Here is a 17,455-nt window from a genome sequence, read left to right on the forward strand (position 1 = left end):
TTCAGCGCAGCGCGAGCCTCGGCGTGAAGTCGGCCGCCGGCTCGGGCCGCGCGAACAGGTAGCCCTGCAGCACGTCGCAGCCCTGCGCGCGCAGGTAGTTGCGCTGCGTGTCGGTCTCGACCCCTTCGGCCACGACCGAGAGCTTGAGCCGGTGCGCCAGCGCGATGACCGCATCGACGATGGCCGCGCCACCCGCATGCAGGCCGATGTCACGCACGAACGACTGGTCGATCTTCAACGCGTCGATCGGAAAGCGCTGCAGGTAGCCGAGGTTCGAGTAGCCGGTGCCAAAGTCGTCGAGCGACAGCTTCACACCCAGCGTCTTGAGGCGGTGCAGCAGCGCGGTCTGCGCCGGGCCGTGGTCCATCAGCATCGACTCGGTGAGTTCGACTTCGAGCAAGGCCGCGGGCACGTTGTGGCGCTGCAGGGCCTGACCGATCACCACATCGAGGTCCCCCGCGGCGAACTGCCGCGCCGCCACGTTGACGGCGATGGGCACCGGCGAGCGCCCCGCGTCGAGCCAGGCCCGCAGTTGCGCGCAGGTCTGGTCGATGACCCAGGCGCCGATGTCGAGGATGAGGCTGCTGTGCTCGGCCACCGGGATGAACTTGCCCGGGGGGACCATCACGCCATCGCGCCGCCAGCGCAGCAAGGCTTCAGCACCGACCACCGCGCCGCTTTGCGCATCGACCTGCGGTTGGTAGTGCAGTTCGAGTTCGCGCCGTTCGAGGGCGCGGCTGAGGGCGAACTCGAGTTCGTACTGCTCGACCGCATGCGCGTTGAGGTCGCTGGTGTAGAAGCTGAAGCGGTTGCCGCCCTCGTCCTTGGCGCGGTACAGCGCGGCGTCGGCGTCGCGCAGCATCTCGACCGCCGTGCCGCTGCCATCGTCGGGGTGCACGCTGATGCCGATGCTGGCGGTGACGCGGCTCAGCCGCCCGCCGCTCAGGGCCACCGGCTCGGCGATGGCGCTGAGCAGGTCGCGCGCCAGGGTGCTGGCGGCGGTGGGGTCGTCGAGAGAATCCAGCACCACCAGGAACTCGTCGCCGCCCTGGCGACCCAGCGTGTCTTCGGCGCGGATGCGCGCCTTCAGGCGCTGGCCGATCGCCACGATCAACTCGTCGCCCACCGGGTGGCCGAAGCTGTCATTCAGTGCCTTGAAGCGATCGATGTCGATCGACATCACCGCCACGCGCGTGCAGTGGCGCTGCGCGTGGGCCAAGGCCTGGTCGAGCCGCGCGTGGATCATGCGGCGGTTCGGCAGCTCGGTGAGCGGGTCGTAGTGCGCGAGCCGTTCGACCTGCGCCTCGCTGCGCTTGAGGCCGGTGATGTCGGTGAACACGCCCACGTAATGCGTGCGGCGGCCCGCGTCGTCGTGCACCGCATCGAGCGTCAGCCATTCGGGGTACAGCTCGCCGCTCTTGCGGCGGTTCCACAGCTCGCCTTGCCAGTGGCCTTGCTCGGCCAGGGCCTGGTGCATGGTGGCGTAGAAGTCTTCGCCCTGGCGGCCCGAGCGCAGCATCGCCGGCGTGTGGCCGCGCGCCTCGTCTTCGGTGTAGCCGGTGATCTGCGTGAAGGCGCGGTTGACGGCGACGATGCGGTGCTCGACGTCGGTGATGATGACCCCGTCGCGGATGCTGGCGAAGGCCGTGGCCCACTGGCGCAGGCGGTCTTCTTCGCGCTTGCGCTCGGTGATGTCACGGCTGATGCCGAAGATGCCGACGACCTCGCCATCGGTGCCGCGCAGGGGGCCCAACGTGTCGAAGTAGAAGCGCGTGCCCGTGGGTGTGGACACCGGGCCTTCGTGGCGCACCACGCGACCCGCGTCCATCAAGGCCTGCGCGCTGCGCCGCATGCAGTCGGCCTGCGACTTCGGAAAGAACGCTTCGACCTCACGGCCGATCACCGCCTCACGCGCGTGGCCCAGCACGCGGCAGACCTCGTCGTTGACGAACAGGAAGCGGCCCTCGCGGTCTTGTGCGTAGATGGCGTCGGTCGAACCGTTGGCGATGCCGTCGAGCAGTTGCAGCAGGTGCAGGTTTTCGCGCTGTTGGGTGTACTCGCGTTGCGCGACCAGGGACTCGCGGCGCTGCCACATCGCAAACAGCATCGAGCCGCACGCTGCCAGCGCCAGCACCTGCACCGCCGCCACGATGGCCGAATGGCGCATCAGCTGCGCGTGCAGCTCGGCGGCTGGCAGGTTCGCCAGTTGCGCCACGCCGGCCAGGCCGGCCAGCACGATCACCGCCGACAGCACGGCGAAGAGCAGCAGCAGGCGCCCAGCATTGCGCGGGCCCGGCTCGGGCGGGGTCGCGGCATCGTGCGGCGCGGCGCGCGGGCATGTCCACCAGAACAGCATCACGCTCGACAGCAGCACGAAGGCCACGCCCTTCCACAGGCTCAGCGTCGAGAGCGAGGCCACGTCGGGGGCCAGTGCGAACAGGATTTGGTCCGACAGCAGGATCCACGACAAGCCGAACACCGCATAGCCGATCACGGCCGCGACCGCGGGGTGCCTGCGAGACAGGCGGAATGAAGAAACAAGGGGATCGTTCGAAGTCATGGCCCAGCGCTTCGTTCAAAGACGATGACGAAGGAACCACGAACCGAAGGGCCGATGGAATCAGCGCCCGCATGACCACCAGTGCGTGCCGGTGGGTGTGTACCTTCCCTGAGCTTTGATCAAAACACACACGCCGCGCGCCGCGCTTGATGCCTGTCAATCGCGTAACCAGCACACGCGCTGTCGTGCGCAGTCGTTCACGGGTTCACGGCGCTTGGCAGCGCCCGCGCTTTTCGGCCCAGTACACGATGTTGCCGACCACGGCGATGCTGCCCGACACGACAGCTGTCGCCGCGGCCACGGCACCGCTCGCCACCAGGAGGGCGACGCAGCCTTCGTTGGCACAACCGCCGAAGCTGCCGATCTGCGTGGCTTCCAGCGTCATCTGCTTGACGTAGATGCGGCAGTCGGCGTCGTACACCTCTTGCGTGCGCGGCACGACGATGCAGCCGGCCAGCGACAGCGCCATGAGCACGGGCATGCAGGTTCGGGCGGGCAGGCGACGCGAAGTCATGGCGGCGGAAGGTCAGGCGCAAGGCGCGCCGCCTTGCACTGTGCCTGAAGGCCCGCGCGCGCCGGGCGGGTGCAGCCGTGCCGTCAGCGCTGCGCAGGCGCGGGCAACGCCGCGTCGCGCAGGAAGGAGAACGCCGCGTCGATCGAACGCTGGGCCTCGGGCATGCGCCACACGAGTTGCCACGCGTGGTGCATGCCGGGCCACACCTGCAGGTCCGCCCGCACGCCGGCGGCGCGGGCCCGCTCGGCCAGGCGCACCGAGTCGTCGCGCAGGATTTCGTCTTCGCCCACGTGCAGCAGCAGTGGCGGCAAGCCCTGCAGGTCAGCGCGCACGGGCGAAGCCAACGGGTGGGTCGGGCTCGTGCCGCGCAGGTAGACGGGCGTGAGCCGGTCTTCGTGTCCGCCTTTGAACATCGCATCGCGGCCCGCGCAGCTGGTGCGCGAGGGGCTGTCGTTGCACAGGTCGGTCACGGGTGAAAACAAGGCGGCCGCCGCAGGCAGCGCGCGGTGCTCGTCACGCAGGCGCAGCATCAGACCCAGCGCCAGGTTGCCGCCGGCGCTGTCGCCCGCCACGGCCGGCACGCGGTGCCTGCCGGCCGCTTGCTCGGCCGCGCACAAGGCGCGCCACGCGTTGCAGACGTCATCGAGCCCTGCCGGAAACGGGTGCTCGGGCGCCAAGCGATAGTCGGGCACGAAGACCCGCGCACCACGCAGCGCGAAGGCCGCCGTCACAGGACGGTGCGTGCGCGCCGAGCCTCCGACAAAGGCGCCGCCGTGCAGGTACAACAAGGTGTAGTGTGCGGCGCGCCCCTCGCCCGACTCGACCCATTCACCCGGCACGCCACCCAATTCGCCCGGCACGTAGCGCACCCCGGACGGTGGAGGCAAGGTCTTGTCGAACACCGCGCGCACCTGCATAGCGTCGCCCAGATCGCCCAGTCGGCGACGCACCCGATGCCGCACCACGAAGTTGCTGAGCCTGGCCTGCCAGCTCACGGGCATCGGCTTGCTCATGTGATTTTGATGACAAACATCTTCACAATGCTAGGGGGGTGTCGGTCTGGTGTCAAATTGCGGGATGGTGGAACCCGATACGAAGACCAGTCCCGCTGAACTCGGCGAGACGCCCTCCGCGCAGCGAAAGACACGCCGCGCACTGCGTGAAACAGGCTCTGGCGAGGTGCCCACGGGCCGCCCTTACGGCGGCCGCAGCCTCGAAGACCGCGTGGCCACGCGACGTGCGCGCTTCATCGAAGCGGGCATCGCGCTCTTCGGCCGGCAGGGCTTCCGGGCCACCACCGTGCGGGGCGTGTGTGCCGAAGCCGGCCTCACCGACCGCTACTTCTATGAATCGTTCGACAGCCTCGAAGACCTGCTGATCGCGGTGCACGCCGCGCTCACCGACGGCATGCGCGACCGCATGGCGCGCGAAGCGCTGGCCGCGCCGACGCTGGAGATCGAAGACATCAAGCGTCGCGCCTTCAATGCGTATGCGGTGTGGTTCGATGCGGTGAGCGACCCACGCTTCGCGCGCATCGTGCTGTACGAGATGCTGGGCGTGAGCCCGCGGGTCGATGCGGTGTACGAGGCCCGCCTGGCCGAGTTCGGCGACATGACCTCGGCGCCGCTGAACTCGAAGGTGCTGCTGCCGAACATGTCGGACGAGCGCCGCGCGATGATCGGGCGCGCCCTCGTGGGCGGCGCGGTGCAGGTCGCCGCGGCCTGGTACACGGGCGGCTACAAGGAGTCGCGCGAACTTGTCATTGGCACCTGCACGCTGCTCGGCATGGGCGTGCTGCACGCCCTGGCCGCCGAGGCGATGGCCAACCGCCGCTGAGGGCGTTCGGCCACTCAGCCGTCCCCACTCGGCCCGTGGCCGAGTTCGTCGCTCGACGCCGTGCGCGGCACGAGCGGCGCTTCGCTCATCACCTCGCGCCACACGCGTTTGGGCAAGAAGCTGCGCAGCTGCTCGATGGCCTGGTCGATCAGGCGCGGGTGCAGTTCATGGGCGATGCCTGGCAGCACGTCGGCGGTGACATCCCCACCGAGCGCCAGCAGGCGCTCGGCCGAATCGATGGCCGGGCCGGGTGGCACGACGCGGTCTTCCATGCCGTGCAGCAGGTGCACGGTGGTGTCTTCGGGCGCGTGCATCGGCGCGGTCGCATGCCGGCCTGAAAACGCCAGCACCCGCCCCGCCAGCGCTGGCTCGGCCTGCACCGCTTCGAGCGACATGATCGCCCCCTGCGAAAAGCCCGCCAGCGCGGTGCGTTGCCAGTCGAGCCCGAAACGTGCGGTCTGCGCGCGCACTGCCGCAATGAACTCGGGCAGGGCCGCGGCGATGCGCTCGGCACGGTTCGCTTCGGTCAGGCCCACGGTCGAGAACCACTGGTGGCCGCTGCCACCCGGCGCGCCGTCGTAAGCGCGAGGCGCGTTCATCGACACGATGGCAGCGGCCGGGTACTCGGCCGCGAGCCGCTGCGCCAGGGGCAGCATGTGCCGCGCGGTGCAGCCCACCCCATGGCACAGCACGAAGAGCAGGGCCGGCGCCGTGCCGGTGGGGACGTATTCGAGGGCGGGGGTCATGCGGGAAAGTGGTGACAACAAGAAACACGTGCCAGCGCCCGGTGCAGAAGATGCATGCTGCGAGACGCTGCGTTCAATAGTAAGACCTTGCTATTGAAACGCCCGCCGAGTCAGGAAACGATGCGCGCTGCGCCCGGGTTCGCGTGCACATCCCTTCACAGAACCGCGGACCGATGTCCCCCACAATCGCGCGCCCCGCTTCGTCTGCGGGCAGCCTATGACCCCCTCCACCACCCTTTCTGCTGACGCCATCGCCCTTCCCGCACCTCTTGAGCAAGCGCGGCCCCGCGAGGCCATGCTCGACATCGCCAAGGGCATCGGCATCTTGCTGGTGGTGCTGGGCCACAACCCGTGGCTGTGGTTCGACCTGAACCAGCTGCTGTCGTCGTTTCGGCTGCCGTTCTTCTTCTTCATCGCGGGCATCACCTTTCCGGCCGAGCGCGGCGTGTGGACGATCGCCCGCCAGCGCGCCGATTCGCTGCTCAAGCCCTTCATCGTGGTGGTGCTGACGCTGAGCCTCTTCCAGTGGTTCTCGGGCTCGACCACCGCGCAGTCGCCCTGGCTCGCGGTGCTCTATGGCACGGGCTTCACGCTGTCGTGGCAGCCGCTGTGGTTCCTGCCGCATCTGTGGCTGGTGAGCCTCTACGGCGCCTTCATGCTGGGTTCGGCACGCGCCCTGTTCAGCACGCCGTGGCGCCGCGCCCTCACGCTGGCCGTGACGCTGGTGCTGGGCGCGTGGCTGATGCGCCAGTTCGACGGGCCCGTGCAGAACGGCGCGTGCCGCTTCATCGACGACTTCAGCTGGACTCTGTTCGACTGCGGCCTGCCATTCAGCGCCGACGTCGTGCTGATGACCGGCTTCTTCTTTTTGGGCGGCCACCTGTGCAAGCACTGGGTGCGTTCGTTTCGTCCGAACGTGTGGCTGTTTATCGCCGCGCTGTCGGTCTTCGTGGTGATGTGGCTCGCTTTCGAGCATGGGCTGAACTACAACTTCCGCGAGTACAGCCACCTGGTGGTCTCGACGGCACAAGCCATGCTGGGCATCTATGTGCTGCTGTGCGTGTGCCATGCCTTGCAGCACGCGGCACGGCTCTCGGCGGTGATTCGCTACGTGGGCCAGGGCAGCCTGTTCGTGCTGGTCTTCCATTACGTGCCGCAAGTGCGCCTGTACCGCGGCCTCAGCGAAGCCACCGGCAGTCTCACGCTGAGCGGGCTGTTGTCGTGGGTGCTGTGCGTGGCGCTGTGTCTGCTGATCTGGGAGATCACACGGCGCAGCCGCGTACTGTCGGCGCTGTTGCTGCCGCGGCCGCGTGCGCGCGCGCACGCGGCCTGACGCAAGCACGGGTCCGCAAAAAAAACCGACACCCGAGGGTGCCGTTTTCACGCAGGCCGCAGCGAGCCCGCGGGGACCGAGCTCAGAAGCGGTGGCGAATGCCCAGCGCGAAGCTGTTGCCGCTGTCCACGCCGGTGAGCTTGTCGTTCATGTAGATGCCGTACAGGTCGGTGCGCTTCGACAAGAAGTACGTGTAGCCCAGCGTCAGCGTCTTGTTGGTCTTGTCGGCCGCGCCGACGATCTCGGCCTTCGACTGGCCGTACTGCGCGAGCAGCGTGCCGGGGCCGATCGGGGCCGAGGCACCCAGCTGCACGATCTTGGTGTCGCTGTCGGGCCCGGCCACCAGGTCGGTGTCGTGCGTGACGTACTCGGCAAACAGCTTGATCACCTGCAGGTCGTAGGCCGCGCCGAGCAGCACGCTCTCTTGGCTTTGCAGCGTGGGCGCGGTGCCCTGGCCCTTGACCTTCTGCGCCGCGAGCGTGGCCGAGAAGGGGCCACCGAAGTACAGCACGTTGCCACCGACGTTGCCGCCGACGCCGCCGTCGGACTCTTTGCTGGTGGCCTGCAGGTTGAAGCTCAGTCCGCCGAACTTCGGGCTCGAATAGGTGATGGAGTTGCTCCAGCCCGTGTCGCCATAGAAGTTGGGCAGCGAGGCTGTCGTGCCGTGCAGCGTGTGCGGGACCAGGATCTGCCGGATCGCCGGCGAGTAGCCGAACGCGTCGCTGAAGGCATTGAAGATCAGCGTCGAGACGAAGAACTGGTTCGTCGTGCGGCCGAGCTTGGTCGAGCCGAAGTCACCTGACAGGCCGACCCAGGCCGAGCGTGCCCAGAACTTGTCGCCAGGGAAGCGCCCCAAATCGCCCGTGTCCACCCGCAGGAAGTGCTCAATCGAGAAATCGGCCTTCAGGCCACCGCCCAGGTCTTCGCTGCCTTTGAAGCCGATGAAGCTGGTGGTCATGTTGCCGCTGTCCAGGCGCTTGTCTTTCGTGGCCCCGGCGTTTTGAAACTGGCCGAGCGAAAGGTCGAGCAGACCGTAGATTGAGACCGACGACTGCGCCAGCGCGGGCGCGCAGAGGCACAACGTGGCGGCCGCAGCGGCCACGGCTTTGAGAGAACGCGTCATGAGAAGAACTCCAGTGAGAGGTTGCGGATTCGGAAACAAGCGCGTCCGTCTTGTATGCAAGGCATATGCCCACGTGACGGATGCCCGTTCGCGCTGCATCTCGTTGCGAGGCGGCGCCCCGCGCAGCGCAGAATGGGCCGCACCTGGGCGCACGCGCCGTCAACTGATGTCCCGATGAACCTTCTTCTCAACGGCCAGACCGTTCCGCTGCCCGACGAGGCGGTGGCGCCCGAGATGCCTGTGCTGTGGGTGCTGCGCGATGTGCTGGGCCTGACCGGCACCAAGTTTGGGTGCGGTGTCTCGGCCTGCGGGGCCTGCACGGTGCATGTCGAGGGCGAGGCCGTGCGCGCCTGCACGCTGCCGCTGTCGGCGGTGCAAGGCAAGGCGCTGCGCACCATCGAAGCCCTGGGCAGCGACGAACACCCGCACCCCTTGCAGGCGGCCTGGCTCGCGCACCAAGTGCCGCAATGCGGCTACTGCCAGAGCGGCATGCTGATGGCCGCGGCGGCCCTGCTGGCCAAGAACCCGAACCCGAGCGACGCCGACATCGACGCCGCCATCACCAACCTGTGCCGCTGCGGCACCTACCCGCGCATCCGCGCCGCCATCCAGACCGCCGCACGCACGCTGCGGCAGCAGGCCCCGGCGCGCAAGGCCGCGGGACGCGGCGTCGCATGAGGCGCGCCCCTTCAGCCCCGCGGCGGGCCGAGCGCGGGGCCGTGCCCAAGCGGGCCCGCACACAGGCGTCGGCCGAGGGGCCCACATGAAGCGGCGCACCTGGTTGCTCAGCGGCCTGGGCGGCGCCGGCGCGTTGATCGTCGGCTGGGGCGTGCTGCCACCGCGCAGTGCGCTCGGCGAAGGCGACCGCCCGCCCTTCGGTGACGGCCCGGTCGCGTTGAACGGGTGGATTCGCATCGCCCCCGACGGCCAGGTGCAGCTCGCCATGCCGCGCAGCGAGATGGGCCAGGGCGTGCACACCGCGCTGGCCATGCTGGCGGCCGAGGAGCTGGACGTGCGGCTCGCGCAGGTGCGCCTGATCGACGCGCCGGCCGATGCCATCTTCGGCTCGGTGGCCTCGTTGGTCGAAAAAGTGCCCAGCCACCCGAGCGACCGCGAGCCCGGCGCCGAAGGCACGCTGTACCGCGCGCAGCAGTGGTTCGGCGCGAAGCTCATGCGCGAGCTGGGCATCACGCTCACCGGCGGTTCGTCGAGCGTGATGGACGCCTGGGAGCCGCTGCGCCTGGCCGCTGCCACCGCGCGCGCGCAGCTGCTCGGCGCGGCCTCGCTGACCTGGAAGCTGCCGCGCGACGAGCTGCTGGTGCACGAGGGCATGGTCTCGCACCCGAGCGGCCCGCAGGCGCATTTCGGCGAGCTGGTGCGCCGCGCGGCGGCCACGCCTGCCGGCGAGGTCACGCCCAAGAAGCGCGAGGACTGGACGCTGATCGGCACGCCCGCCGGCCGCACCGACCTGGTCGCCAAGACGCAGGGCCGCGCGCGCTTCGGCATCGACGTGCGCGAGCCCGGGCAGGTGTTCGCCGTGGTGCGCCACTGCCCCATGCTCGGCGGAGGCATCGGCCGCGTCGACGCCCGCGCGGCGATGGCCCTGCCCGGCGTCGAACGCGTCGTGCGGCTGGGCAGCTACGCCGGCTCGACGCCCGCCATCGCGGTCGTCGGCCGCAGCACCTGGCACGCGATGCGTGGCGCGCAGGCGCTGCAGATCGAGTGGCGCGCGCCACCCGCTGGCCTGGCCGACTCGAACGCCATCCTCGACGCGCTGAGCGCCACCGCACACGCGGCATCGGCGGCGGACGGCGGCCTGCCCTTTCACCGCGAAGGCGACGCGCGCGCTGCCCTTGTCAGCGCGCCGGTGCGCATCGACGCCACCTACCGCGCGCCCTACCTCGCGCACGCGACGATGGAGCCGATCAACTGCACCGCGCAGGTGAAAGACGGCCACGTCACCGTGTGGGCGCCGACCCAGGCGCCCTCGGCCGCACGCGCGCTGGCCGCCGAGGTGGCCGAGGTGCCGCGCGACCAGGTGACGCTGCACGTGCCCTTTCTCGGCGGCGGCTTCGGCCGGCGCCTCGACGTGGACTACGTCGGCCAGGCCGTGCGCATCGCGCTCGAAACCGGCGGCCGCCCGGTGCAGCTGGTGTGGCCGCGCGACGAAGACCTCACGCACGACTTCTACCGCCCGGCGCAGGCCGCGGTGATGCAGGCCGGGCTCGACGCGCAGGGCCGCGTCACCGCGCTGCACATCACGAGCGCCGGCGACGGCCTGGTGCAGCGCTGGCTCGAACGCACGCTGCCGCTGTTCGACGCGCCCTTCGACATCGACCTGCCCGACAAGACCGCGAGCGAAGGCCTGTTCGACCTGCCGTATGCGATCCCGAACCAGCGCATCGCGCACGTGGCCACGCGGCACGACGTGCCCATCGGCTGGTGGCGCGCGGTCGGCCACTCGCACAACACCTTCTTCGCCGAAAGCTTCATCGACGAACTCGCGCACGCCGCCGAACGCGACCCGGTGGCCTTCCGGCTGGCCATGCTCGACACCCTGCCGCGCCACGCGGCGGTGCTGAAGCTCGTGGCCGACAAGGCCGGCTGGGGCCGCCCGCTGCCCCCGCAGCGCGCCCGCGGCGTGGCCTTGCACGAAAGCTACGGCAGCATCGTCGCGCTCGTCGCCGAGGTCGAAAAGCAAGGCAGCGGCTGGCGCGTGCACCGCGTCGTCTGCGCCGCCGACGTGGGCACCGTGGTCAACCCGCAGATCGTCGCGCAGCAGATGGAAAGCTCGGTCGTCTTCGGCCTCAGCGCGGCGCTCTACGGCCGCATCGACGTGCGCGAAGGCGTCGTGCAGCAGCGCAACTTCCCCGACCACCCGGTGCTGAAACTCGCCGAGTGCCCCGTGATCGAGACGCACCTGGTCGAGAGCGTCCGCCCACCCAGCGGCGTCGGCGAACCCGGCTTGCCGCCGGTCGCACCAGCGGTCGCGAACGCAGTGTTCGCGCTCACCGGGCAGCGCATCAGAAACCTGCCGATGCGCTGAACGCCCGAGCCTTCGTCAAACCAGCATGGGGGCCAGGGGCCAAGCCCCATCCGCATCCACAGAGCGCGAAGCGCCTGACTGAGCTATTTCTCGTGGGCCCCGTAGGAGGCGTCGAGAAGCGCAGGGCTTGAGGGCGGCGCGCGAAGCGCGCTTCGTCATCTGACTTCGCGCAATGTTCGAGTCGCAGTGACCGCAGGGAACGGAGCGAGTTTTGCGCGACTCGCCCTCAAGACCGAGCATCGCAGAGCAGTCCCGCGCAGCGGGACCGCCGGAGCCGGGTCGCCTTTCTTTGCTTCCTTTCTTTGGCGAGACAAAGAAAGGAAGTGCGCTGCCGGGCGCACTTCCCGGCGCCGACTCCCGTGTGGGGAAGAACGAACCCACATGCCAACCAAAGCACGAGGACTTCGATACCCCCGTCCGAACGGGATGGGGTATGCGCACGGGAGAGGTGGTGTTCGAACGGACGTCCGTGGCCTACGGACCAGGCCCTTCGACAGGCTCAGGGCGAATGGAAACCAGGCAGAGCCAAGCGGCCCTACTCGCGCGCGGGCAGCACCCGCGCCAACGCATGTCGCAGCTTCTGCGGGTCGATCGGCTTGGTCAGAAAGTCGTTCATGCCCGCCGCCAGCGCCTGCTCGCGCTCCGACACCAGCGCCGCCGCCGTGAGCGCCAGGATGGGCAACGTCTTCGCATCGAAGCGCAGGCGCAGGCGCGTCGCCGCTTCGTGGCCGCTCAGGCGCGGCATCTGCACGTCCATCAGCACCGCGTCGAACGGGTGTCCTGCATCGGCCGCGCGCTCGACGGCCTCGACCGCCTCCAGCCCGTCGGTGGCCTGCACGACGTTGGCGCCCCATTGTTCGAGCATCGCCACGCCGATCATCATGTTGACCGGGTTGTCTTCGACCAGCAGCACGTCCACGCCGACCAGCCGCGCCACGTCGTCGGCGTCGGACTGCGCATCCACGTTCAGCGCGTCGGTCACCGGCAGGGGCAGCTCCACCCAGAAGCGGCTGCCCTGCCCCGGGTGGCTGATGACACCGCAGCTGCCACCCATCAGCTCGGACAGCTCCTTGCAGATCGACAGCCCGAGCCCGGTGCCGCCATAGCGCCGCGTGGTCGATTCGTCGGCCTGCGTGAACGGGCGGAACAGGCGCTGCTGCACCTCGGCCGCGATGCCGGGGCCGGTGTCCACCACGTCGAGCCGCACCACGCCGGGCCGCGCCAGCGAGGCTTCGATGCGCACCTCGCCGCGCTCGGTGAACTTGAGGCCGTTGGTGATGTAGTTCGACAGGATCTGCCGCACCCGCACCGGGTCGCCGCGCACGACGGTGGGCACGTCGTCGGCGATGTGCAGGTTGAGCCCCAGCGAATGGCCCTGCGCGAGCGACTGGTAGGCATGGTGCACGGCGACCAGCAGCTTGCGCAGGTCGAAGGGCACCGACTCGATGCTGAACTTGCCGGCCTCGATCTTGGAGAGGTCGAGGATGTCGGAAATGATGTCCGCGAGGCTGCGCGCGCTGTCCTGGATCTGCTCCAGGTACTGCGTGCGGCGCGCCGGGTCGAGGTCGGGTTGCACGGCCAGGCGGGCCAGGCCCATCAGCCCGTTGAGCGGGGTGCGGATCTCGTGGCTGGTGTTGGCGAGGAAGGCACTCTTGGCGCGGCTCGCGGCCTCGGCGGCGTCGCGTGCGGCGGCCAACGCCTGCTCGACGCGGCGGCGCTCGGTGACGTCTTCGGCGATCCAGATCGTGCCCGACAGGCGCGGGTGCGTCGGATCGACCACCTGCGCGATCAGGCGGCACCAGAAGGTGCTGCCGTCACGTCGTCGCATCTCGCGTTCGACCTCGACCGACTTGCCTTCGGACAGCGGCTGGGCCGACTCTTCGAGCACGCGCGAGAAGTCGGCTGCGTCGGTCCACAGCACGCCGCCCGACTGCCCGACCAGCGCACCGGGCTCCCAGCCGAAGATCTGCTCGAAGCGTGGGTTGGCGCGCATGAACTTCTGCTCGCGGATCAGCGAGATGCCGATCGACACGCTCTCGAGGATGGTTTCGTATTCGAGCCGCGCGCGCTGCACGTCGGTCACGTCGCGGCCGTTGACGACGAGGTAGTCGCGCCCGTCCATCTGGAAGCGGCCGGCCGACATCATCAGCGACACCGGTGCGCCCGACTTGGTGACGAACCACGCCGGCAGGTCGTACACACCGCCGTGGGCAGTGAGCTGCTCGACCATCTTGATGCGGTCTTCGGGCCGGTACCAGATGCCGAGTTCGAGCGCGCTCTTGCCGATGACCTCGTCGGGGTCGTAGCCGAAGATGCGCGAGAAGGTCTTGTTGACCAGCACGTAGCGGCCGGTCTGCATCTCGCTCATCGTGATGAAGTCGGGGCTGGTGGCGAACAGGTGCGACAGCATGGCCTGCGAGCGCCGCATGCCCTCTTCGGCCGCCATGCGCGCGGTGATGTCGTAGTAGATCGACAGCGAGGCCAGCCCGTCGGCCGTGTTGACGCGCACCCCGGTGGCCTGCACCGTGAGGTGCGCGCCGTCGAGCGCCTGCATCTCGAAGTCGTCGACTTCGAGCGCGCTGCCCACCGGCAGGCTTTCGAGCCGCGCGATGCGCGCCTGGTCGCGTTCTCGGTCGGCGCCGGGTCGGGTGAGCGAGACGATGTCGTGGCCGATCATGGCCTCGGCCGACACGAAGCCGAACAGCAGCGCGGCCGCGTCGTTGGCGTCGAGCACGATGCCGCCGCGGTGCAGGATCAGCGGCGACGGCGAGCGCGCGAACAGCTCTCTGTAGCGGTTTTCGCTGGCACTCACCGCCTGGCGGGCCTGCATTTCGGCGGTCACGTCGCGGCCCACGCCCCAGTAGCCGGCGAAGCGCCCCTGCGCGTCAAAGCGCGGCCGGCCGCTGACGCTGAAGAAGTGCACCTTGCCTGCCTTCGAACGGCGCTGGATCGCGAGGTTGCTGAAGGGCTGGTGCGCTTCGAGCAACATGCGGTGCGCTTGGACCTGTTCGGGGGTGAGGCCCATGTCGGACAACTCCCAGGGCCGCAGGCCGCGCCACTGCGCGCCCAGGCCCTGCGCCTCGGGGTTGAGCTCGTTCGAGACGTTGCTGAAGCGCAGGCCGGCGTCCAGCTCCCAGTACCAGTCGGCCGCGATGCGCAGCAAGGTGGTGAAGCGCTGCTCGCGTTCTTCGGCTTCGAGCAGGGCGCGGTTGACGAGCTTGGACATGAACACGCCTGCCGCCACCGCCGTCACCAGCATCACGAGCAGCGTCAGCACGTTGAGCAGCGTGGGGCCGCGCAGCCAGGGCGCGGCGGCGGACAGCGGGCCGCTCCAGTCCTGCACGAGGGCGATCGCCACCACGGCCACCGAGGCCAGCAGCGCGAGGGCCACCCCGGCGCGCACGCTGGTCAGCAGCGTCGCCAGGCACACCACGAGGCCCAGAAAACCCAGTGTCAGCGAGTGCACCCCTTCCCCTGTGCCCACGCCGGTGAACGCGGTGACCAACAGCGCAAGCACGCAGGCGGCCAGCACGATGCGCTCGACCGCGTGGCGCCTCATCAAGCGCACGCCGACGGCCAGCAGCGCCGCCAGCAGCAAGCAGCTGATCGCCAGGGTCGCGCGCATGCCCCCGGGCAAAGGCAGGGGCAAGAGGCTGTAGACCACGGCGCCCGTCAGCGCAATGCCCATCCCGACCGTGAAGAAGAGCTGGGCAATGCGCCGGTTGAGCGCCTGGCGGGTGACAGCGACGGACGGGTGGGCGGAAAACTCGAGCGGGTCTGTCATGCGACGGGCCGGGCCGGCGAGGACGAAGGGCAGCGCACGGGCACACGCGTGCCCGCACCCCCAAAGTGTCGGCGGCATTGGCCTGTCGGCACAGCCTCGTTACTACGAAGGCAGGCGCTCGCTTCGTGCCCGATTTAACGCTTGCCGGGTGGCCTCGGCGACCTGCCTTGCGGCCGAGGCGAAGTCGTCGCCGGCCGAGGCATACAGCACAGCGCGCGACGAATTGACGGCAATCGGCGCGTTCGGCCGCCAACCGGCGCGCACCGTGGCCTCGGCGTCCCCGCCCTGCGCCCCGACACCGGGGATCAGCAGCGGCAGCGTCGGCGCCAGCTCGCGCACCCGGGCGATCTCGGCCGGGAAGGTCGCGCCCACCACCAGGCCGAGCTGCCCGTTGCGGTTCCACGCGGTCTCGGCCAGGTGGGCCAGGTGCTCATACAGCATCGGCTGGCCCGGCACGTCGGCCAGTCGCTGGGCCTGCCAGTCGCTGCCGCCGGGGTTGGACGTTCTGCACAACAGGATCACGCCCTTGCCCGGATAACGCAGGTAGGGCTCGATGGTGTCGAAGCCCATGAAGGGCGACAGCGTCACCGCGTCGGCCTGGTAGCGCTCGAAGGCCTCGCGCGCGTACTGCTCGGCGGTCGAGCCGATGTCGCCGCGCTTGGCGTCGAGGATGACGGGCACCTCGGGCGCGACGCGGCGCATGTAGGCCATCAGTTCCTCGAGCTGGTCTTCGGCGCGGTGCGCGGCGAAGTAGGCGATCTGCGGCTTGAACGCCAACACCAGGTCCTTCGTTGCATCGACGATGCGCGCGCAGAACTCGAAGATGCGCGAGGCGTCGCCCTTCATGCAGGCCGGAAACTTCGCCGGCTCGGGGTCGAGGCCCACGCACAGCAGCGAGTCGTGGCGCTCACTGGCGCGGATCAGTTGCGCGCGAAAGTCCACCTCAGATGTCCTTCGCCAGCTTGGCGGCCTGCCCCGTGTAGCTGCCCGGCGTCATCGCCAGCAGGCGGTCCTTGTCGGACTGCGGCAGCGGCAGGCCGTCGATGAAGCCGCGCATCAGCTCGCGCGTCATCGGCTGGCCGCGGGTGAACTTCTTCAGCTGCTCGTAGGGTTCGGGCAGGCCATGGCGGCGCATCACGGTCTGGATGGGTTCGGCCAGCACTTCCCAGGCGCCTTCGAGGTCGGCTTCGAGCGCGCGGGTGTTCAGTTCCAGCTTGTCGAGGCCGCGCAGCAGCGAGTCGTAGCCGAGCACCGCATAGCCCACCGCCACGCCCATGTTGCGCAGCACCGTGCTGTCGGTCAGGTCGCGCTGCCAGCGGCTGATCGGCAGCTTCTGGCTCAGGTGCGTGAGCACCGCGTTGGCCAGGCCGAAGTTGCCCTCGGCGTTTTCGAAGTCGATCGGGTTGACCTTGTGCGGCATGGTCGAAGAACCGACCTCGCCCTCGCGCGTCTTCTGCTTGAAATAACCCAGGCTGATGTAGCCCCACACGTCGCGCGACCAGTCGATCAGGATGGTGTTGGTGCGCGTGATCGCATCGAACAGCTCGGCCATGTAGTCGTGCGGCTCGATCTGGATCGTGTACGGGTTGAAGCTCAGGCCGAGCTGGCCTTCGATGACGCGGCGAGCGAAGGCCTCCCAGTCGAGTTCGGGGTAGGCCGAGAGGTGGGCGTTGTAGTTGCCGACCGCGCCGTTCATCTTGGCCAGCAGCTTCACGTCGGCGATGCGCTGGCGCGCGGTCTTCAGGCGTGCGACGACGTTGGCGATTTCCTTGCCGACCGTCGTCGGGCTGGCGGTCTGGCCGTGCGTGCGGCTGAGCATCGGCACGGCGGCGAATTCGTGCGCGAGCGTGCTGAGCTTGTTGATGATCTTGTCGACGGCCGGCAACAACACGTCGTTGCGCGCGGCCTTAAGCATCAGCCCGTGGCTGGTGTTGTTGATGTCTTCGCTGGTGCAGGCGAAGTGCACGAACTCGCTCGCTGCCTTCAGCTCGGGGCTGTTCTCGAAGCGGCCCTTCAGCCAGTACTCGACCGCCTTCACGTCGTGGTTGGTGGTGCGCTCGATGTCCTTGATGGCCTGGGCGTCGGCTTCAGAGAAGCGCGTCACCAGCCCGCGCAGCAGGCCGCGCGCGGCGCCGGTCAGCGGCTTGAACTCGGCGAAGCCGGCGTCCGACAGCGCGATGAACCATTCCACCTCGACCTGCACGCGGCGGTGCATCAGGCCGAATTCACTGAGCAGCGGGCGCAGCGGTGCCACCTTGGCGGCATAACGGCCGTCGAGCGGCGACAGGGCGGTGAGGTGGGACGAGTTCATGACAAAGGCCCGCACGCGATGCAGGCAGAGGGTGACACGGAGTGGGCGCGATTTTAGGTGGCGCAGCGACCGACTTTTCCTGACCCTCGGCCCCACGCGCGTTCACCCGGCACGCACAGGGTCATGGCGAGAAGAACTTGACGGGCATCTGATAAGTTCACGCCTGTTGCGCCCACCAGCGTCGGGAATGCCCGGATGGGGA

At 69.2% G+C, this 17,455-nt stretch carries 12 protein-coding genes; 4 read left to right on the plus strand and 8 right to left on the minus strand.

What is annotated here, in order from left to right; translation table 11 throughout:
* Position 1: 1 nt before the first annotated feature.
* The 3 genes from AC1KAT_RS16535 to AC1KAT_RS16545 all read right to left on the minus strand — a co-directional run bounded on the left by AC1KAT_RS16535 (position 2) and on the right by AC1KAT_RS16545 (position 4,087).
* Positions 2–2,560, minus strand: coding sequence for a putative bifunctional diguanylate cyclase/phosphodiesterase (locus tag AC1KAT_RS16535; RefSeq protein ID WP_480327946.1), 2,559 nt, complete (start codon positions 2,558–2,560; stop codon positions 2–4).
* A gap of 205 nt (positions 2,561–2,765) precedes the next feature.
* Entirely contained in the window at positions 2,766–3,041 is a 276-nt protein-coding gene (locus tag AC1KAT_RS16540) for a hypothetical protein (RefSeq protein ID WP_480327948.1), read from the minus strand.
* A gap of 116 nt (positions 3,042–3,157) precedes the next feature.
* Complete coding sequence (locus AC1KAT_RS16545; protein WP_480327950.1) at positions 3,158–4,087, minus strand: alpha/beta hydrolase; 930 nt, start codon at positions 4,085–4,087, stop codon at positions 3,158–3,160.
* A 166-nt stretch (positions 4,088–4,253) separates the two neighbouring features.
* Between AC1KAT_RS16545 and AC1KAT_RS16550 the strand changes: the two genes are divergently transcribed.
* Entirely contained in the window at positions 4,254–4,910 is a 657-nt protein-coding gene (locus AC1KAT_RS16550) for a TetR/AcrR family transcriptional regulator (protein WP_480327952.1), read from the plus strand.
* A 14-nt stretch (positions 4,911–4,924) separates the two neighbouring features.
* Here AC1KAT_RS16550 and ypfH read toward each other — a convergent pair whose 3' ends face one another.
* Positions 4,925–5,656 carry an esterase gene (gene ypfH, locus AC1KAT_RS16555; protein WP_480327954.1) on the minus strand — a complete coding sequence of 244 codons (732 nt, stop codon included), beginning with the start codon at positions 5,654–5,656 and terminating at the stop codon, positions 4,925–4,927.
* A gap of 217 nt (positions 5,657–5,873) precedes the next feature.
* Here ypfH and AC1KAT_RS16560 point away from each other — a divergent pair, with 217 nt between their 5' ends.
* Complete coding sequence (locus tag AC1KAT_RS16560; RefSeq protein WP_480327956.1) at positions 5,874–6,989, plus strand: acyltransferase family protein; 1,116 nt, start codon at positions 5,874–5,876, stop codon at positions 6,987–6,989.
* An 82-nt stretch (positions 6,990–7,071) separates the two neighbouring features.
* On the opposite strand, the gene AC1KAT_RS16565 is transcribed toward AC1KAT_RS16560, so the two are convergent.
* Complete coding sequence (locus AC1KAT_RS16565; RefSeq protein WP_480327958.1) at positions 7,072–8,112, minus strand: porin; 1,041 nt, start codon at positions 8,110–8,112, stop codon at positions 7,072–7,074.
* A 174-nt stretch (positions 8,113–8,286) separates the two neighbouring features.
* On the opposite strand from AC1KAT_RS16565, the gene AC1KAT_RS16570 reads away from it, so the two are divergent.
* Both AC1KAT_RS16570 and AC1KAT_RS16575 read left to right on the plus strand, forming a co-directional pair.
* Positions 8,287–8,790, plus strand: a complete 504-nt coding sequence (locus tag AC1KAT_RS16570) for a (2Fe-2S)-binding protein (RefSeq protein WP_480327960.1) — start codon at positions 8,287–8,289, stop codon at positions 8,788–8,790.
* 85 nt (positions 8,791–8,875) lie between these two features.
* Positions 8,876–11,158 (plus strand): xanthine dehydrogenase family protein molybdopterin-binding subunit, encoded by a 2,283-nt coding sequence (locus tag AC1KAT_RS16575; RefSeq protein WP_480327962.1) that lies wholly within the window; start codon positions 8,876–8,878, stop codon positions 11,156–11,158.
* Between the two features lie 535 nt (positions 11,159–11,693).
* Here AC1KAT_RS16575 and AC1KAT_RS16580 read toward each other — a convergent pair.
* The 3 genes from AC1KAT_RS16580 to purB all read right to left on the minus strand — a co-directional run bounded on the left by AC1KAT_RS16580 (position 11,694) and on the right by purB (position 17,253).
* Entirely contained in the window at positions 11,694–14,942 is a 3,249-nt protein-coding gene (locus AC1KAT_RS16580) for a PAS domain-containing hybrid sensor histidine kinase/response regulator (protein WP_480327964.1), read from the minus strand.
* 102 nt (positions 14,943–15,044) lie between these two features.
* Complete coding sequence (gene pyrF, locus AC1KAT_RS16585; protein ID WP_480327966.1) at positions 15,045–15,884, minus strand: orotidine-5'-phosphate decarboxylase; 840 nt, start codon at positions 15,882–15,884, stop codon at positions 15,045–15,047.
* Position 15,885: 1 nt separating this feature from the next.
* A complete protein-coding gene (gene purB / locus AC1KAT_RS16590; protein WP_480327968.1) occupies positions 15,886–17,253 on the minus strand; it encodes an adenylosuccinate lyase in 1,368 nt (455 codons plus the stop codon).
* Positions 17,254–17,455: the final 202 nt, after the last annotated feature.

This window comes from Piscinibacter sp. PDB5-1, from assembly GCF_056676035.1.

Bases quoted from the DNA above. Each gene is read 5' to 3' on its own strand.
- AC1KAT_RS16535 (WP_480327946.1), bottom strand. From the start codon at position 2,560: ATGACTTCGAACGATCCCCTTGTTTCTTCATTCCGCCTGTCTCGCAGG.
- purB (WP_480327968.1), bottom strand. From the start codon at position 17,253: ATGAACTCGTCCCACCTCACCGCCCTGTCGCCGCTCGACGGCCGTTAT.
- AC1KAT_RS16540 (WP_480327948.1), bottom strand. From the start codon at position 3,041: ATGCCCGTGCTCATGGCGCTGTCGCTGGCCGGCTGCATCGTCGTGCCG.
- ypfH (WP_480327954.1), bottom strand. From the start codon at position 5,656: ATGACCCCCGCCCTCGAATACGTCCCCACCGGCACGGCGCCGGCCCTG.
- AC1KAT_RS16580 (WP_480327964.1), bottom strand. From the start codon at position 14,942: ATGACAGACCCGCTCGAGTTTTCCGCCCACCCGTCCGTCGCTGTCACC.
- AC1KAT_RS16560 (WP_480327956.1), top strand. From the start codon at position 5,874: ATGACCCCCTCCACCACCCTTTCTGCTGACGCCATCGCCCTTCCCGCA.
- AC1KAT_RS16545 (WP_480327950.1), bottom strand. From the start codon at position 4,087: ATGAGCAAGCCGATGCCCGTGAGCTGGCAGGCCAGGCTCAGCAACTTC.
- AC1KAT_RS16565 (WP_480327958.1), bottom strand. From the start codon at position 8,112: ATGACGCGTTCTCTCAAAGCCGTGGCCGCTGCGGCCGCCACGTTGTGC.
- AC1KAT_RS16575 (WP_480327962.1), top strand. From the start codon at position 8,876: ATGAAGCGGCGCACCTGGTTGCTCAGCGGCCTGGGCGGCGCCGGCGCG.
- AC1KAT_RS16570 (WP_480327960.1), top strand. From the start codon at position 8,287: ATGAACCTTCTTCTCAACGGCCAGACCGTTCCGCTGCCCGACGAGGCG.